Raw genomic sequence first — 17485 nt, 5'->3', positions numbered from 1 at the left:
TTATGAGTATTTCCGGATTTCAAAAATTCCAGCTTTCATTTGCTGTAAATTTATATGAGGAATTAATTAATTCTGTTGATTTTGAAGACGTTGCCAAAGGGAGGGTCGGTAATCATCTGGTGAAAACCGGAGAAAAGGGTGTTCCAATCGTTAGAACTACAACAGCATATCATATAGCTGCACAAAATTTTTCTGGTATTCACGATTTTATAATTGAACAAATAAATCTTGCAATTAAAAATAGCCAATTGAATGATTTTTCATCTTTTGATTTTAATAATGCTTTGATTGAAGTCTATGATTTTAATTATTCCAAAATGAATTACCATTCTGACCAAAATCTTGATTTGGATGCTACTTCTTATATTGGACTTTTTTCCTGTTATAAAAATCCGGAAGAATTGTCGGACAACCAGTTGAGAAAGTTAATCGTAAAAGAAAAAGGTAGTGATGATGAGCTTGAAATTCCATTGACACATCATTCAGTGATTTTATTTTCTGTGGAAACGAACAGCAAGTTCCTTCATAAAATTGTATTAGATCGTACGTCCCATCAAAAACCACTAGAATCAGACAATAAATGGTTGGGTATAACATTTAGAAAATCCAAAACATTTATCCAGTTTGAGGATAACTTACCTTATTTTTCGACCGGACAATTATTAGAGCCAGCGAATGAAGAACAAAAAACAGAATTTTTTAAACTTCGTGGACAGGAAAATCGCCTCCTGGATTTCGTTTATCCCGAACTCACCTATACATTAAGTCTCGCAGACAGATTAATGCCTGTTGATAATAATTTGAAAATTGGCTGATTCTGCTTTTTGATACCTGTTATTACGAGGTTGTATTGAGGGCGTTGATTGTCAGTGTTTTATTGGTTGTGTTGACCCGGTTTGGATAGGTCTTTAATGTAAAAAGCCTCAATGCAAATTGAGGCTTTTCGTGATCCCGCTGGGATTCGAACCCAGGACCACTACATTAAAAGTGTAATGCTCTACCAGCTGAGCTACGGAATCATCTTCTTTTATAATTGAAGAGGCCGCGAAGGTATCATTTTTTGTTTAATCTCCCTAATAAAAATGAAAATTAAAGCCACAACTTTTTTTGTAAAAACTTAATTTAAGAGGATTGATGATGCCTGTTGATCTGATCTCAGTCAATTGTTCAGAGAACATATCAATTTGAGGACTGGTCGCTCAGCAGACTCAATTTTTCCTCCAGATCTCTTAAAGACATTTTACCAAGGGCAAAATCAATTTCCAGCAATGTACCCTGTTCTTTTTTTGTTAAAGGCCTGTTTTGTATCATCTCGATTAAATCATCCTCGCTGGCAAGTGGTGCCAGAATATTTTTCTTTTCGAGTAATGCTTCGAAATACCGGATTCCAAGCCTGCGCTGCGATACCGCGTCAAAATGAAGCCCATCACTATTAGCCGTTAATCCACTCGCTGTTACAAAATAGCAGTTTGGTTTTGTTTCAGCGAATTTCTGAAGCGCATCATTAACCTCGTTATATTCAGTAAAATATTTACCATACCTGCCAGCGCTTAAAAAATCGCCCAGGCCGCCTGCAATAAAAGGAATATCTGCTGCGTCAAGCTCAGCGCGAAATGCATCAACGATAATGCTCAGCTTACCGTAATAAAGAGCCGAAAGTCCGCCAAAACTATCATTTTCTCCCTGATGCCATAAGATCCCGGTCAACTTACTGGTCTTTAGGGCAAGCTTTGCCTGGAACACGGCGTTTTCAAAAAGTGCTCCCCCAACAGCCCAGTCATCCAGGCTTGTCCCACCGTCGGCACATGGTATCAAACCAATTTCTTCCGGATCATTTTTTAACCTCCAGGCACCCGCGAATGAAGCGGCAAGTCCTATGCCGGATGTGGGTCTGTCAAAATTAATGGGTTCTGTCATTGTTTGCCAGCGGCCATTTACCAGCACTTTGATCTTTTCATCATAGATCTGTTTAACATCATTCAAATATCCCCGTCCTGCCATATTGGACTGACCTATCATCAAAAAGGAGTTTATCATAATTTTTTATTGTTCTTTATTAATACCGGTAATCCGCATCATCTAACAATCACTCTGATAAACCCTGTGAAAGCAAAAGCCCTGCCAATCGTAAGATTGCAGGGCTTTGTACGTTTTGATGATGAATCTGGTGATCCCGCTGGGATTCGAACCCAGGACCACTACATTAAAAGTGTAATGCTCTACCAGCTGAGCTACGGAATCGTCTTCTTTTTACAATTGAAGAGGGCGCGAAGGTATCACTTTTTGTTTAATCTCCCTAATGAAAATGAAAATATTTCAAATCAAATAAGGGCTCTTTTCCAGCGCTAGTGCTAGTGTGTTTGTTTTTAATGCTTTACAAATAACATCCTGAAAAATATTATGGCTTTTTTGAAAAGCCCACAGAATCATACCGCTTTTTAAGGAAGTCAATTTTTAAGCTAGCCTGTTTATTACGATAATTTTGACCTCCATTCTCATCTGGTGATACTTTAAATGTTGATTTATAATAATAAATTAACACTAAAACGACTTTTTGATGATAAATATTTATTGTAAATAATTTTTGTGTCTTTATTAATAAATATATCTTTATGAATATCGTGGTTTAAGTCATTTGTTGCTATTACAGATGATACCTGCGGGGGGATTTATTTAAACTTTGGTGATTTAGCCTGAGAATTTCTAAATTTTTAAAAAAGAATTCATGATTGAAAGATTTTTTTCCCTGCACCCTGCACAGCAAGACATTTATGTTGATCAGGTCATGCACCACTCCAGCCCGGATTATAACCTGGGTTTTTACCTGATTCTGACAGGTAACATAGACAAGGCGCTGTTTTCCAATGCGCTGGACGACGCTTTATCAACGCACGACGTGTTTCGCCTCAGGTTCGACCTGGATCATCCCGAACCGGTTGCACTCATTGCCGAGGATTCCCCCCGGGAGATACTAATAGAAAAAGACTTTACTATAGTAACAGATCCGGAAAAATTGGCCGGAACCTGGATGCAGGAAATACTGGACAGCCCTATGCCGCTTAACCCGGAGCTTCTGCCTCACGAACATTATTTGTTAAAGATCAATGAAAATACTTCCTGGTACTTTTCCCGGTTCCACCATTTGCTGATGGATGGTGTTGGTCTTTCAAACTGGCTGAATGACCTGGGCGCACATTTCCGCGAGAGGAAAGCGGGAGGGAAGCGGATGGTCAAAGCCCCTTCCTACCTGGAATTAATGAAAACTGCCCTTGATTATTATCAGTCAGACGCCTATGTCGCAACAAAACACTATTGGCAACAAAAGATCCCTGCTGCTTTTCCTGTCCTGCTGGAGAAGAAGTACCAGTCCATAAATCAAAAGTATAGCAGTGGCATCCATATCCTGGAACTCAGCGCTGAACAAGATGCCCTGATGAAGACATTGGTAAATGGAAAAGGCGCAGGAATCCAAAAACTCAGCCTCGCCGCACTGATCATCTATTTTGCACGCGTTACCGGTCAGCATCAACCTGCTTTCGGCATCTCCTTACATAAAAGAGGATCCAGGGAGGAACGGAAATCTGTAGGCATGTTCTCCGGCTTACTGCCTTTCTGCGGCAGTTATGATCCTGACGAAACATTGTCAGCACTCCTGTCCCGCATCTCGAATGAGCTGAGGGAAGATTACCCGCATTACCGTTATCTGCCCAGCGATTTAAAAACATTGCTCGAAAATTCCGGTGAGGATACCCCATTGTTTGATGTCATTGTCAATTATGGCAGGATCAATTTTACCCCTGATTTTGGCGCAGATACCCAGGCAGATTTCAACCTGATCAGAAATAACCATCAGCGTCGGCCACTGGAGGTTTTCTGGCAGGATTTCGGCGAAGGTCATCCCGCGAGGATTGAATTCATTTATCACCATTCCTATTTTACTTCAGAAGAAATTGCCTGGTTTGCCAGGAGGTTTATTTCCATCATCGGGCAGTTTCCGGATGCCTTAGATCGTCCGGTAAGCAATATTCAGGTCATCTCAACAGAAGAAGCTCAGCTGATTAAAAGCTTCAGTAACGAGGAAGAACAGTATACCGCTGATGATACCATTGTATCGATGTTTAAAGAGCAGGTGGCTCTTCGCCCGGAAGCCATTGCAGTACAGTCTGATAAACTTGCGCTTACTTTTGCAGAACTGGACCTGCAGTCGGAAGATCTGGCGGCTTATCTGCTGGAAAAAGGGCTGCAACCAGGAACGGCTGTTCCGGTAGGGATGGACCGTTCCCCGGCATTGATCATCTCCATCCTGGCTTTGCTCAAGGCCGGGGCGGCTTACGTACCAATAGATCCGGAATATCCGCTGGAAAGGATTAAGTTACTGATTGCTGATCTGAAGAGTTCCATCGCCGTCACAACTAGTAATTACGCGGCTCTTTTTGATGTTCCGGAACTCATTTTAACAGATCGACTGGAACGTTCTGATTTTCGGATGCCCAGGCAGAGCCTGAGCGATAAATCTGCGGCTTACCTGATGTATACTTCCGGTTCTACAGGAACTCCCAAGGGGGTCATTGTTTCCCACCGGAACGTGGTCAGTCTGGTTAAAGCGCGCGATTATTTTCCTTTTAGCCCGGCAGACCGCTTATTGGCTGCAGGTTCTCCTGCTTTTGATGCCGCTACTTTCGAATATTGGTCCACATTATTAAATGGGGCCCAACTCGTTCTGGCCAGTAAAGCAGAGCTGATGGACAGCAGACAATTAAAAGAGATCATCAGCCGCTATGGAGTCAATAAAATGTTCTTTACCACAGGCTGGTTTAACCTATTGGCAGATACCGATATCTCGGTCTTCCAGGGGCTCTCGGCAGTGATTGTCGGAGGGGAGCGCTTTCCGCTGTCCTCCGCAGAAAAACTGAAAGCACATTATCCGGATTTACAATTGTACAATGGATACGGGCCTACAGAAAACACCACCTTCTCTTTAAGCTATCAGGTCCGGGCCGGACTTTCAGAAATTCCAGTAGGTAAGCCGCTGAGCTACCGAAGTGCCTATATCCTTGACGGGAACCTGGAAATGGTGCCTATTGGTGTAAGCGGGGAGCTGTATGTGGGCGGTGCAGGATTGGCAGATGGGTATTTCCGTCAGCCGGAACTGACTTCCAAAGCCTTTATCAGGAACCCTTTTGCGGGAGATAAAGGGGTAGACCGTTTATACCGTACCGGAGATCTTGCACGCTGGCTTCCGGATGGCAACATTGTCTTTGTGGGCAGAAAAGATGATCAGGTAAAAATCAGGGGCTTCCGGGTGGAACCTGCAGAAACAGCTGCGACCATACAGCGGTCGGAATTGGTTAAACAGGTGGTCGTGACCACAAAGGCAGATGCTACAGGGATTTTACAATTGCTGGCATACGTGGTTCCTGAGCCCGGCTTTGATCAGGAAACTTTGCTGACCTGGCTGGAAACACAATTGCCATCGGCAATGCTGCCTTCTTGTATAATGGTGCTGGATCAGATTCCCCTCACCGCAAATGGGAAAACAGATAAAGCGGCATTGCCTGCTCCTGAGCAAACCAGAGTGTCGGAAATCGTGCTGCCCCGAAATGAAACAGAGCAGCAGCTGGCAGAGGTTTGGATGGAGTTATTACAAAGGTCGCAAATTAGCATTCATGACGACTTCTTCAGATTGGGCGGACATTCGCTGATGGCCATGCGGGTCATCGCTTATATCAGAAATGAATGGGACATCAAGTTGTCGCCAACCGTATTTTTTAGTTGTAAAACCATTGCAAGGCTCGCTGCACTGATCGATGAACTGCAGGAAGAGGAGCTGGTGCCGGAAGAATTTATCCAGCTGGAATCAGCAGCCGGGGCAACACTGCCGCTCTCTTTTGGTCAGGAACGCATGTGGTTTGTAGACCGGTTGCAGGGATCTGTCCAATATCATATTGCCCTCGCTTTCAGGATTCATGGTGCATTTAATTTAAATGCTTTGGTAAAGTCTTTTAATCATATTCTGAACAGACATGAGGCCTTGCGGACAGTGATCAGAGCGGAGCATGGCCTGCCTTATGCCCATGTGCTGGAAAAGGACACCTGGAAAGCTGATCTGATCATGGACCATCCTGATGCAGCTGATCGGAAAATAGGCCAGGAGCTTGTAGAAGGCTTGCTGAGCAGGCCTTTTGACCTTTCGGAAGAACACCTGCTGCGTGCGCACATCATTAGGATTTCCGAAGCAGAGCACCTGCTGGTGATAAATGTTCACCACATCGCTGCGGATGGATGGTCGCTGTCGATCCTGTCTAAGGAGCTGGTTGCAGGCTATCTTGCTTTTGCCGTCGATACCACACCAGACTTGCCTTCGTTACCTTTACAGTATGCCGATTATGCGCGCCGGCAGCGCAATGAGGAGGGCACATTGACTGCTCAACTCCATTACTGGCAGAAAAAATTGTCGGGAACGCCATCCTTAAATTTACCTTTGGATTTCAGTCGCCCTGCGATCCAGAGTACACGTGGGGATTCCATGGTGTTTAAGGTCAATAAAACATTAACTGAACAACTGAAACAGCTTTCCTTACAGGAAGATGTGACTTTATATATGACCTTGCTGGCAGCCTTTAAAGTCTTGCTGCAGCGTTACTGTTCGCAGGATGATATCTGTGTAGGTGCGGCGGTTTCGGGAAGGATGGAGCAGCAACTGGAGGGGCTGATCGGTTTCTTTGTAAACACGCTGGCTTTGCGTACCGACCTGAGCGCTGACCCGGATTTTCGCAGCGTACTGCAACGGGTGAAAACCACAACGCTGGAGGCCTACGACCATCAGGAAGCACCTTTTGAGAAAGTGGTTAACCTGGTGACAACCGAACGGGATACCAGTCGCAGTCCTTTATTTCAGGTGGTTTTTGTATTACAGAATACACCGGACATGCCGGAGATGAAGTTGGGTGATGCCCTGATGGAAGCAGAATCCCATCGCTATCAAACGAGTCAGTTTGACCTGCATTTTTCTGTTTCTGAGACTGCGGAAGGATTATCTGCGGAGGTCTCTTATTGTACTGATCTTTTCAAAGCATCTACAATTTGCAGGTTGCTGGACCATTTTTCAGCGCTGTTAAGGGCTATCGTGAAAAACCCTGATGCCAAAGTAGCCAATATCACACTGATCTCTGAAGAAGAACTGAAGCTGATCAAAGACTTCAGTAATGAGAAAGAACAATATACCGGTAAGGATACCATCGTCTCCCTTTTTAAGGCACAGGTAGCCATCCGGCCTGAAGCCATCGCTGTTCAGTCAGAAACAATGGCACTGACATTCGCAGCTTTAGACCTGGAATCTGAACGTCTTGCGGCTTACCTGCAGGAGAAGGGTGTCCGGTCGGGAATGCCTGTGCCGGTCTGCATAGACCGCTCACCTGCATTGATCATTTCGATCCTGGCCTTGCTCAAAGCAGGGGCTGCCTATGTGCCGGTAGATCCGGAATATCCTCAGGAAAGGATTAACTGGTTAATTGCGGATCTGAATAGTCCGATCGCCATTGTTACGGGTAATTATGCCAGGCTTTTTGATGTTCCGGACTTGATTTTAGCAGATCAGCTGAGCTTACCGGATGCTACAGTAACAACAGGCTTTAGCACTGATCACCCGGCTTATATCATGTATACTTCGGGTTCCACAGGCAAGCCGAAAGGAGTGCTGGTCTCACACCGCAATGTGGTCAGCCTGGTTCAGGCGAAAGACTATTTTCCAATAAGCCCTGATGACCGGATTCTTGCTGCCGGTTCTCCGGCTTTTGATGCCACAACTTTTGAATATTGGTCTGCTTTACTGAATGGTGCCCAATTGATCCTGGCGCCCAAAGCACAGCTGATGGATAGCACACAGCTGAAAAAGATCATCCGCAGGCAGGGGGTCAATAAGATGTTCTTTACGACCGGATGGTTTAACCTGCTGGTGGATACCGATGTTTCGGTATTTGAAACCTTATCGGCGGTGATAGTCGGCGGGGAACGCTTTTCTGTGCAACGTGCAGAGAAGCTTCGCACACGTTATCCGCATTTACAGCTGCACAATGGATATGGGCCTACAGAAAATACAACTTTCTCCCTGAGCTATCTGATCAATCATACGCTGGTTTCAGAAATTCCGATAGGCAGGCCCCTGAGCTACCGCAGTGCCTATATTCTGGATAAAAACCAGAAAGTTGTACCTATTGGTGTAACAGGAGAATTGTATTTAGGAGGTGCAGGACTGGCGGACGGATATTTCCGGCAACCGGAACTAACTGCCAAAGCCTTTATTCCTCATCCTTTCCTTCAAGACAGTAAAGCGCGTTTATACCGTACCGGAGACCTTGCGCGCTGGCTTCCAGATGGCAACATCGCATTTGAAGGCAGGGCAGATGATCAGGTCAAGATCAGGGGTTTTCGTGTGGAACCCGGAGAAACAGAAGCCGCAATATTGCGGTCTTCACTGGTCAAACAGGTGCTTGTGCTGACAAAAGCAGACAGCACAGGTGTGATACAACTCCTGGCTTATGTTGTTCCTGAACCTGATTTTGAAGAAGAAAGATTACTGATCTGGCTGGAAACGCAATTGCCTGCCTATATGATCCCTTCACATATATTGGTCCTGGATCAGATTCCGTTAACAGAAAATGGTAAAATAGACAAACAAGCTTTACCGGCTCCGGAAAGTACCGGCGATACTGCAGTGCTGATGCCGCGAAATCAAACCGAACAACGCCTGGCAACCATTTGGATGGAACTGTTGCAAAAGCCACTAATCGGGATTCATGACGACTTTTTCAGACTGGGTGGACATTCGCTGATGGTGATGCGGGTGAGTGCTTTTATCAGAAATGAATGGGGCCTGGAAGTCGCACCAACAGTTTTGTTTAGCTGTAAAACCATCGCGAGACTGGCATCGCATATCAATGAATTGCAGGGAGGGGCAGAAGAAAGCCTGTCGGAAGTGATCAGGCCTGACACTTCAGCTGAGGGACACATTCCGGTTTCTTTTGGTCAGGAACGCCTTTGGTTTATCGACCGTCTTCATGGTTCTATTCAGTATCATATCATTCTGACGCTCAAGATAGATGGTTTGTTCGACCTGAATGCTTTGCTGAATACCTTCAATCACATTGTGAACCGTCATGAGGTATTGCGAACGGTGATCAGACAGGAAGAGGGCCTGCCTTATCAGCACATCCTGGAAAAGGATACCTGGAAAGCGGAGGTCTTAAATGACCATCCTGCAGCTGCAACAGAGGAAGGGCTTTTACAACTGCTGGACGAACTCGTGACGAGGCCTTTTATCCTTTCCGAAGAACACATGTTACGTACACATATCATCCGGATCTCTGAAAGAGAACATGTCCTGGTGGTCAATATTCATCACATTGCTGCAGACGGATGGTCGATGTCTATCCTGGCAAAAGAATTACATGAAGGTTACCATGCCTACGCAGCGGCGGGAACCCCTGAATTTACAGATTTGCCGATTCAGTATGGCGACTATGCCCGCTGGCAGCGCAAGAGGGAAGCCATATTGGCGCCCAGGCTGGATTACTGGCAGCGAAAATTGTCGGGAACAGCATTGTTGAATTTACCAACCGATTTCGGCCGTTCAGCAATGCAAAGCGTGCGTGGGGAAACGATGAAGTTAAAGATCAGCAAAATGCTGACAGAACAGCTGAAACAGTTCTCAATAGCGCAGGATGTGACGCTGTATATGACTTTGCTTGCCGCATTTAAAGTCTTGCTGCAACGCTATTGTTCGCAGGACGACATCTGTGTTGGCGGTGCCATTTCAGGAAGAATGCAGCAGGAAATGGAAGGGCTCATCGGCTTCTTTGTAAATACATTGGCATTACGCACCGATCTGAGTGGTGATCCGGATTTTCTGGAGGTCCTGCAAAGGGTTAAAACAACAACATTGGAGGCCTATGACCATCAGGAAGCCCCATTTGAAAAAGTGGTGAAACTGGTGATGGGAGAGCGGGATACGAGTCGAAATCCTTTATTTCAGGTGGTCTTTGTATTGCAGAATGCACCGGAGATGCCGGCAATGAAGCTGGGCGAGGCACTGATGGAAAGAAAGTCGAGCCATTACCGGACGAGTCAGTTTGACCTCCATTTCTCTGTCTTTGAAACTCCGGAAGGACTGTATGCAGATGTCGCTTATTGCAGTGACCTTTTCAGGGAATCGACAATTAGCAGATTAACAGGGCATTTTGAAGCGTTGTTAAAGGCGATCGTAACCAACCCTCAGCTTAAAGTAGCAGATATTCCAATGATGGGCAAGGAAGAAAGCCATCAGCTGCTTCATGATTTTAGTGGTACCGAAGCGGAGTATCCTATGGAAGAAACGATTGTCAGCCTTTTTCAAAAACAGGTTGCCCGCACACCCGAAAGAATTGCCCTGACTTTCGAAAAACAACAACTGAGTTACCTTGAGCTGGATCGCCGTTCTGATGCGCTGGCTGGAAGGCTTCGGAAAGAGGGAGTTGTGGAAGGAAGCCTGGTGCCGGTCTGCACAGGGCATGCGATAGAAATGATGATCGGGATCCTCGGGGTCTTAAAGGCCGGAGGGGTTTATGTTCCGGTAGATCCTGAGTATCCTCAGGACAGGATTCGTTTTATGCTGGAAGATACAGATGCTCCGCTGATCCTTGTCATGGAGCATACCGTTTCGGTGATCGCGGCGCTGAGCAGGGCAAAGTTAATTTGCCTGTCAGGCGATTGGGAAGAGCCGGAAAATGGAACGCTGTTACCGGCATGTAAACCGGAGCAGGCCGCTTATATCATTTATACTTCCGGTTCCACCGGACGGCCTAAAGGAGTGATCATCCCTCACCGGAATGTAGTTCGCCTGTTTATGACTTCCCTGCCGCTGTATGATTTTAATGAACAGGATGTCTGGACGATGTTCCATTCTTACTGTTTTGATTTTTCTGTCTGGGAGATGTATGGTGCCCTGTTTTATGGAGGCAGAATGGTGATTGTACCCCGTTCTATGGCAAGGGACACGATGGCTTTCGCTGCACTGCTCCGTACAGAAGGGGTGACGGTGCTTAACCAGACACCTTCGGCTTTTTATGTGCTGCAGGAATCCCTGCAGGGCAATCCGGTGCCGCTTTCGCTACGCTACGTTATCTTTGGCGGGGAGGCTTTGCATCCTTCACGTTTAAAAGCATGGAAGGGATGGTATCCGGAATGCAGACTGATCAATATGTATGGCATCACGGAAACAACGGTCCATGTAACCTTCCAGGAGATCGGGGAGGAAGAAATGAATAGCGCTGGCAGTAAAATAGGAAAACCCATTCCTACATTGTCTGCCTATATCCTCGATGCGAGGCTGCAGCCTGTACCTATAGGCGTTCCGGGAGAGCTGTTTATTGCCGGCGCAGGCCTGGCCAGCGGATACCTGAACAGGGAAGAGCTGACCAGGGAACGCTTCATTCCCCATCCTTTTAGTGGGGATCCGGAAGAAAAAATCTATAGAACAGGAGACCTGGGCCGCTGGATGGAAGATGGCAGTATAGAATATCTCGGCCGGATCGATACTCAGGTTAAAATAAGGGGCTATCGGATAGAACCCGGAGAAATAGAACATGCTTTGAACAGGCTGCCTCAGGTAGCAGAAAATTGTGTGGTACTGAAAGCATCAGGAGCGCAGGACAAGAAGCTGGTTTGTTATTACGTACCGGATCAGGACCGGCTAAAGGAGCTGGAACAAAGCCTGTACGAAGATCAGGTGAACAACTGGAAGGTTTTGTATGAAGATACGTATGGGAACTCGGAACCGGACACAGGTGATGAAGAGTTTAACATTGCGGGCTGGAATGATTCCTTTACGGGAGGAGCGATTCCAGCGGCAGATATGCAGGCCTGGCTGGACGACATTGCCGGGCTGATCTTATCACAGAAACCTGAACATGTGCTGGAGATCGGATGCGGTACAGGGATGATTTACTACCAGTTGGCTCCGCACATCAGGAGCTATGCAGGGGTGGATCTTTCAGAAGTTTCTGTTGCACAGATCAGGCGTCATGTGAACCAGCATCCTGCACAATTTCCGGATACGCAGCTGCGGTCCTGCGGAGCGCATGAGGTAAAACCGGATGAAATGGAAAAAACGGATACGGTAATCATGAATTCCGTGATCCAGTATTTTCCGGGAGAGGATTACCTGACGAGGATCATTGCGGATAATATAGTTCGCCTGGAAGGTTCCGGAAGGATTATTCTGGGTGATGTAAGGGATTACAGATTGCTTTACGCGTTCAAGTCCCGCCTTTCTCTGGCAAAATTACAGGAGCGTGCAGCGGTTACGGAATTCAGCTGGCTGGTGGATCAGGAAATGATGAAGGAGGAAGAGCTTTGCTTTACGCCGGATTATTTTTATCAGCTGCCGGAGCAGTTTCCGGAAATCAGCCATGTGGAAATCCGATGGAAAGAGGGAGATTATGTGAATGAACTCAGTCTTTACCGCTTCACGGTGATTCTGCATGTCGGACTGGACAAAGCGGTGTCGGAACATCCATGGTCTGAATGGAAGAACTTAAAAGAATCGGCAGATCAGCTTTTTGAAAATCTCCCTCCGGTCATTGCGATCAGCGGGATCCCGAACCCACGCTTATGGAAAGAACGCCAGTTGCTGCAGGAATTAAAAGATCATACTGCAATCAATGTAAGGGACCTGATCCGTGCAGTGGAAGAACCGGACGAAGAAAATGAAAGGGTAACGCAATTGCTCAATAACGCAAAAAAAGCGGGTTATGCGGTTCGTATGATGCCTGCAAAAGACCCGATGCAAATGGAGCTTCTTTTGGAGTTAAATCCTGCAGGAGATGTTGTAAAGCCTTTATATCAGGCAGACCGGGATCTTCCTTTTACCAATATCCCTTTGTTTCCGGACATTACGGCCATTTTACAGAAAGAAATCCGGCAGGATTTATCTGTGGTGATTCCGGATTATATGGTGCCGACAGACCTGATTGCTTTACAGCGCATCCCTGTAACGGGCAATGGTAAGGCAGACCGGGCATTCCTGTCCCGTCTGGAAGATCAGCAATGGAAACACCATGCGGAATATCAGGCTCCTTCTACCGATAGAGAAGAGCTGCTGGCCAACATCTGGATGGAAATCCTGGGTGTAGACCGGGTAGGTGTGAAAGATAATTTCTTTGAGCTTGGTGGCGATTCTATCCGTGTGGTAAAGGTTGCGGCAAGAATCAGAAAGCTGACGGGCATGGAGGTTAGTGTCGCGGATATCTATCGTTCAGGAACGATTCTGGAACTGGCAGAGCTGCTGGCTTCACATGCAGGCAATGAAGGCTCCGTTACTGCTGCCCTGCAACAGGAGCTGAAGGAAATAGTGGCAGAGTTTATGCCCTTATTGTCTGGCCGGATGGCATTGGAAGCGGTTTACCCGATGAGCGACATTCAGTGTGGCATGATTTACGCCTCCCTGCGCGATCCTGAATCAGCAGTCTACCATGATCAGTTTCTCTATCCTGCAGCACGTGCCCTGGATGTTTCGCTGTTTGAACAGGCACTGCGCATGATCGTCGCGAAACATGAAATATTGAGGACTACCTTTCATCCCAATCTTCATGTGCAGGGCTTGCAGGCGGTGCATAAAAATATACCGGTTAAACTGAGTGTTTTAGACAGGTCGGGCAATACTGCAGAATCGCTTAAACCTTACCTCAGGGAATACCTGAAGGAAGAACGCGAAAGGCCTTTCGATCTGGAACATGGCCCGCTATGGCGCGCAACACTTGTGAACTGGCAGAGGGGAACGGTATTTGTCCTGCAATTCCATCACGCGATCCTCGATGGATGGAGCGTAGCCGCTTTCAATACCGAACTTTTTAACCTGTACCTGCAATTGGAGAAAAGTCCGGTATCCCAACCATTGACCCGCCTGAAAGGAAGTTATCGTGATTTTGTCCTGCAAAATATGATGGGCAGAAAGACCGCGCTCAACCACGATTTCTGGAAAAAGGAAATGGAAGATCAGCAACGGCTGGATTTGTTTACTGCGGAAGAAAAACAGGATGATCTGATCGGAAGTTATACGAAGGAGATGCTGGACAGCCTGAAAAATCTGGCCAGAGAACACCGGCTTTCCCTCAAAGGGGTCTTCCTCGGTGCCACCCTTTATGCAATTGGGATGCTGAGCCATCAACGGAAGTTAACCATCGGACTGGTGACGAACAACAGACCAGTGGTCGAAGACGGAGATCAGTTGCTGGGATGCTTCCTGAATACCATTCCTTTCGTCTTCGAGATGCCGGATGGAAAAGAAAGCTGGGAAGCTTATTTCAGAAAGATCGAGGATAAGTTACAATTGCTGAAATCTTATGACCTGACCTCACTCTCAGAGATTGCAAGGATCAATACGGCCTCTGCTCCGCAGGAAAACCCTTTCTTTGACATCATCTTCAATTTTATAAATTTCCATATTTATGATGAACTGGAAGAAGAACTGATGGACGTTTCCCTTGCTCAGCAATGGCTGGCCAGTGTCAGTTACGGGCTTTCCAATACTTTTCTGGATTGTTCGGTGAGCCTTACCGGCGATACCATGGCGGTCGTCTTCTCTCAGGGACGAAAACTGCAAAGTGGAAAGACGCTGAAAGATGTACAGCATTATTTTGATCATGTGCTGGATTGTTTCCGGCACCGGTTAACAGACCGGATCAGTAAACAATCTTTTCTGCCTGCCAGAGAACAGCTTTTGTTATTGCACGAATGGAATGATACGCTCTCGGTATTCCCCCGCGAAAGCACCTTGATTTCCTGTTTTGAGGAATCTGTATTGCATTATCCTGACCGGGTTGCGCTGATCACGGCGACTCAATCTTATACCTACAGGGAATTGCAGGAATGGTCAGCCCGTCTGGCCACAAAGCTGATTCATGCGGGTGTGAAGCCCGGAACGTTTGTCCTCCTGCTTGCAGACAGGTCGGCAGACACAGTGGCTGGAATCCTGGCCATTATGATGGCTGCTGCGGCTTACGTGCCATTAGATCCGAATATCCCGGCAGCACGGATGATGGGAATTCTGGAAGATACAAAGGCCGCGTTTATACTTGGTCGCCGGAAGGTTGATTTTCCGCTTCCTTCGGATGAGCTGAGCTGGATCGGTACGGAACTGACTGAGGATACGGAAATTTCCTTATTCCCTGTTCCTTCCTCTGCTTCGGATGCCTATGTGATTTATACTTCCGGTTCTACAGGGCGGCCGAAAGGAGTGCCTGTAAAACATCGGGCGGTGTTAAACCTGATCTGGCATTACGCAGCGGAAATCGGTTTTACAATGGACGAACGTGTATTGCAGTTTTACAGTTTCAGTTTTGATGCTTCAGTTCAGCTTGTATTTCTGCCTTTAATTAACGGGGCAGCATTACTGATCCCGGAGCAGGAAACTTTGCAGGATCCGGACCTCTTCAGAAATATGCTGGAAACGGTAGGGATCAGTCACCTGGACCTTACACCGGGCTTCCTGCAAAGTCTGGGAAGGGAAGCTTTGTCCGGCAGCCTGAAACGGATGGTAGTTGGAGGAGAAGAATGCCCGCCTGAACTTGCAGCTTTCTGGGGGAGCCAGCTGGATTTTTACAATGAATACGGACCTACTGAGGCTACGATCGTGGCCACGCGTTATCGCTATCATGAGGGAGCCAATGGAAAGCGCCTGCCTATTGGAAAACCCGTTCCAAACACGAGGATTTACATTCTTGATGAGGGCCTGCAGTTATTGCCGGCAGGAGTAACGGGCGAAATCTGTATCAGCGGGGAAGGTGTCTCTTCCGGATACCTCAATCGCCCGGAACAAAATTCAAGACAATTTATACCAGATGTATTTAGTGAAGATCCGGAAGCGAAGATGTACCGCACGGGTGATCTGGGCAGATGGCTACCGGATGGTTCACTTGAATACCTTGGAAGAGCAGACGACCAGGTGAAAATCCGCGGTTATCGTATAGAACCTGCAGAAGTAGAAATGATCCTGTTACAACAAGACGGGGTTCAGCAAGCTGCAGTAGTGGTTCATACAGATGATGCCGGAGAGAAACGTTTGCTGGCTTACCTCGTTTCTGTGCCAAACACGGCCTTAGCAGAGATTGAAGCCTCCCTCAGGGAACGTCTGCCGGCTTATATGATACCTGCGCATATTTTTTTAGTCGAGGAGTTGCCGGTAACGATATCGGGAAAAGTGGACCGGCGTTTACTTGCCGCTTCGGGGCTGCCTATGGCAGATGCACCTGAACTTGTTGCGCCTTCAAATGAAAGGGAAAGTTTGCTGCTGGAAATATGGCAGCAGCTGTTGGGACTAAAACGCATCAGCATCGATGATGATTTTTTCCTGCTTGGCGGACATTCCCTGAACACTTTACGTTTGCTCGGTCGCATCCGTCAGGCGGGATATGAGGTGCAGCTGCAGGAAATCCTCAGTCACAGCACAATTGCCAGACAGGCCATGTTGCTCTCCGGCCGGAAGATGGATGAAGCGTTGCTTTCCTTGAGGAAATCCATGAACCAGCATGTGCTGCTATTGAACGATAGCGCACAGGAACGAAAGGCCTTTTTGATTCCAGGATCTACGGGGAACTGCGACAGCTACGATGAACTCGCCAATGCGCTTTCGGATAAAGTAAAAGTCTATGGCATCCAGATGATGGGACTGTTGGAAGGAGAGAAACCCCTGCAGCGCATGGAGGAAATTGCAGCCTTACAGCTTTCCTGGATCCGGGAAATCCAACCCAAAGGGCCTTATCGTTTCATCGCACATTCCTTTGGGGGCCAGGTGTTATATGAAATGATAAAGCAACTGGAAGATTTGAGTGAAGAGGTAGAAGTGGCCATTATGCTGGATGTAGCGAGCCAGTTAAGAGGAGCGGAAGATCCGGAAACTTTTGAGGCCGGCGAAGTCATGGATTTTGTGTGGCAATCACTCAAAAAGTATGACATGCTGGAGCTGATGAAGCCTTCATTTTCGGAGGAACTGCTGCCCGAACTTGAGAATCTTGCTGCACAAAAAGCCATTCCTTGCCTCACTGATTTGTTGAAACATCAGGTTGCCCTGCAAAGGGAAGATACTGCGATGATTTTTAGGGTAATGGACCTGCACCTGGCCAACATGTTATTGCCTTACCGCATTTCGGGTAAAGTGAAAGCGCCATTGACGATTGTGAAGGCCAGTATTAACCCCTTGGAGCATGCCCATGAGGCATTGGGCTGGCAGGACCATAGCAACTCGGTGAAGGTGATGACTGCTTCGGGTGATCACTTCAGTATGCTTCGTGATGCCTTTGCGCAGGAACTTGGTGATGCTTTAAAAGTGGTATTCGCATCTACGGAAGAGAGCCTGATCTGATAAAGATCTGTTTTCAATTGCGAATTGCATGAAAAAGCCCCGGACAAATTCCGGGGCTTTTTATTTTGACTGTAAACTGCTGCTGCTGATCAG

Annotated in this window: 3 protein-coding genes and 2 tRNA genes; 2 read left to right on the top strand and 3 right to left on the bottom strand. The window is 46.9% G+C overall.

Features of this window, described 5'->3' with window-relative positions:
• The first annotated feature begins 2 nt into the window (after positions 1-2).
• Positions 3-815 (top strand): alpha-ketoglutarate-dependent dioxygenase AlkB, encoded by an 813-nt coding sequence (locus tag DBR43_RS15150; protein WP_124582253.1) that lies wholly within the window; start codon positions 3-5, stop codon positions 813-815.
• A gap of 131 nt (positions 816-946) precedes the next feature.
• On the opposite strand, the gene DBR43_RS15145 is transcribed toward DBR43_RS15150, so the two are convergent.
• The 3 genes from DBR43_RS15145 to DBR43_RS15135 form a co-directional block, all read right to left on the bottom strand.
• A tRNA-Lys gene (locus DBR43_RS15145) sits at positions 947-1019 on the bottom strand.
• A 160-nt stretch (positions 1020-1179) separates the two neighbouring features.
• Complete coding sequence (locus tag DBR43_RS15140; RefSeq protein WP_124582251.1) at positions 1180-2037, bottom strand: sialate O-acetylesterase; 858 nt, start codon at positions 2035-2037, stop codon at positions 1180-1182.
• Between the two features lie 128 nt (positions 2038-2165).
• Positions 2166-2241 (bottom strand) — tRNA-Lys (locus DBR43_RS15135).
• Positions 2242-2725: 484 nt separating this feature from the next.
• Between DBR43_RS15135 and DBR43_RS15130 the strand changes: the two genes are divergently transcribed.
• Positions 2726-17392: a non-ribosomal peptide synthetase gene (locus tag DBR43_RS15130; protein ID WP_124582249.1), complete on the top strand. Its 14667-nt coding sequence runs from the start codon at positions 2726-2728 to the stop codon at positions 17390-17392.
• The last annotated feature ends 93 nt before the right edge of the window (positions 17393-17485 follow it).

Source organism: Pedobacter sp. KBW06, assembly GCF_003852525.1.
Classification (GTDB): domain Bacteria; phylum Bacteroidota; class Bacteroidia; order Sphingobacteriales; family Sphingobacteriaceae; genus Pedobacter.
The sequence above is the reverse complement of the archived record's forward strand: the minus strand, read 5'-3'. Positions and strand labels throughout refer to the sequence as shown.

Coding starts and splice junctions, on each gene's coding strand:
- DBR43_RS15150 (WP_124582253.1), top strand. CDS start 3: ATGAGTATTTCCGGATTTCAAAAATTCCAGCTTTCATTTGCTGTAAAT.
- DBR43_RS15140 (WP_124582251.1), bottom strand. CDS start 2,037: ATGATAAACTCCTTTTTGATGATAGGTCAGTCCAATATGGCAGGACGG.
- DBR43_RS15130 (WP_124582249.1), top strand. CDS start 2,726: ATGATTGAAAGATTTTTTTCCCTGCACCCTGCACAGCAAGACATTTAT.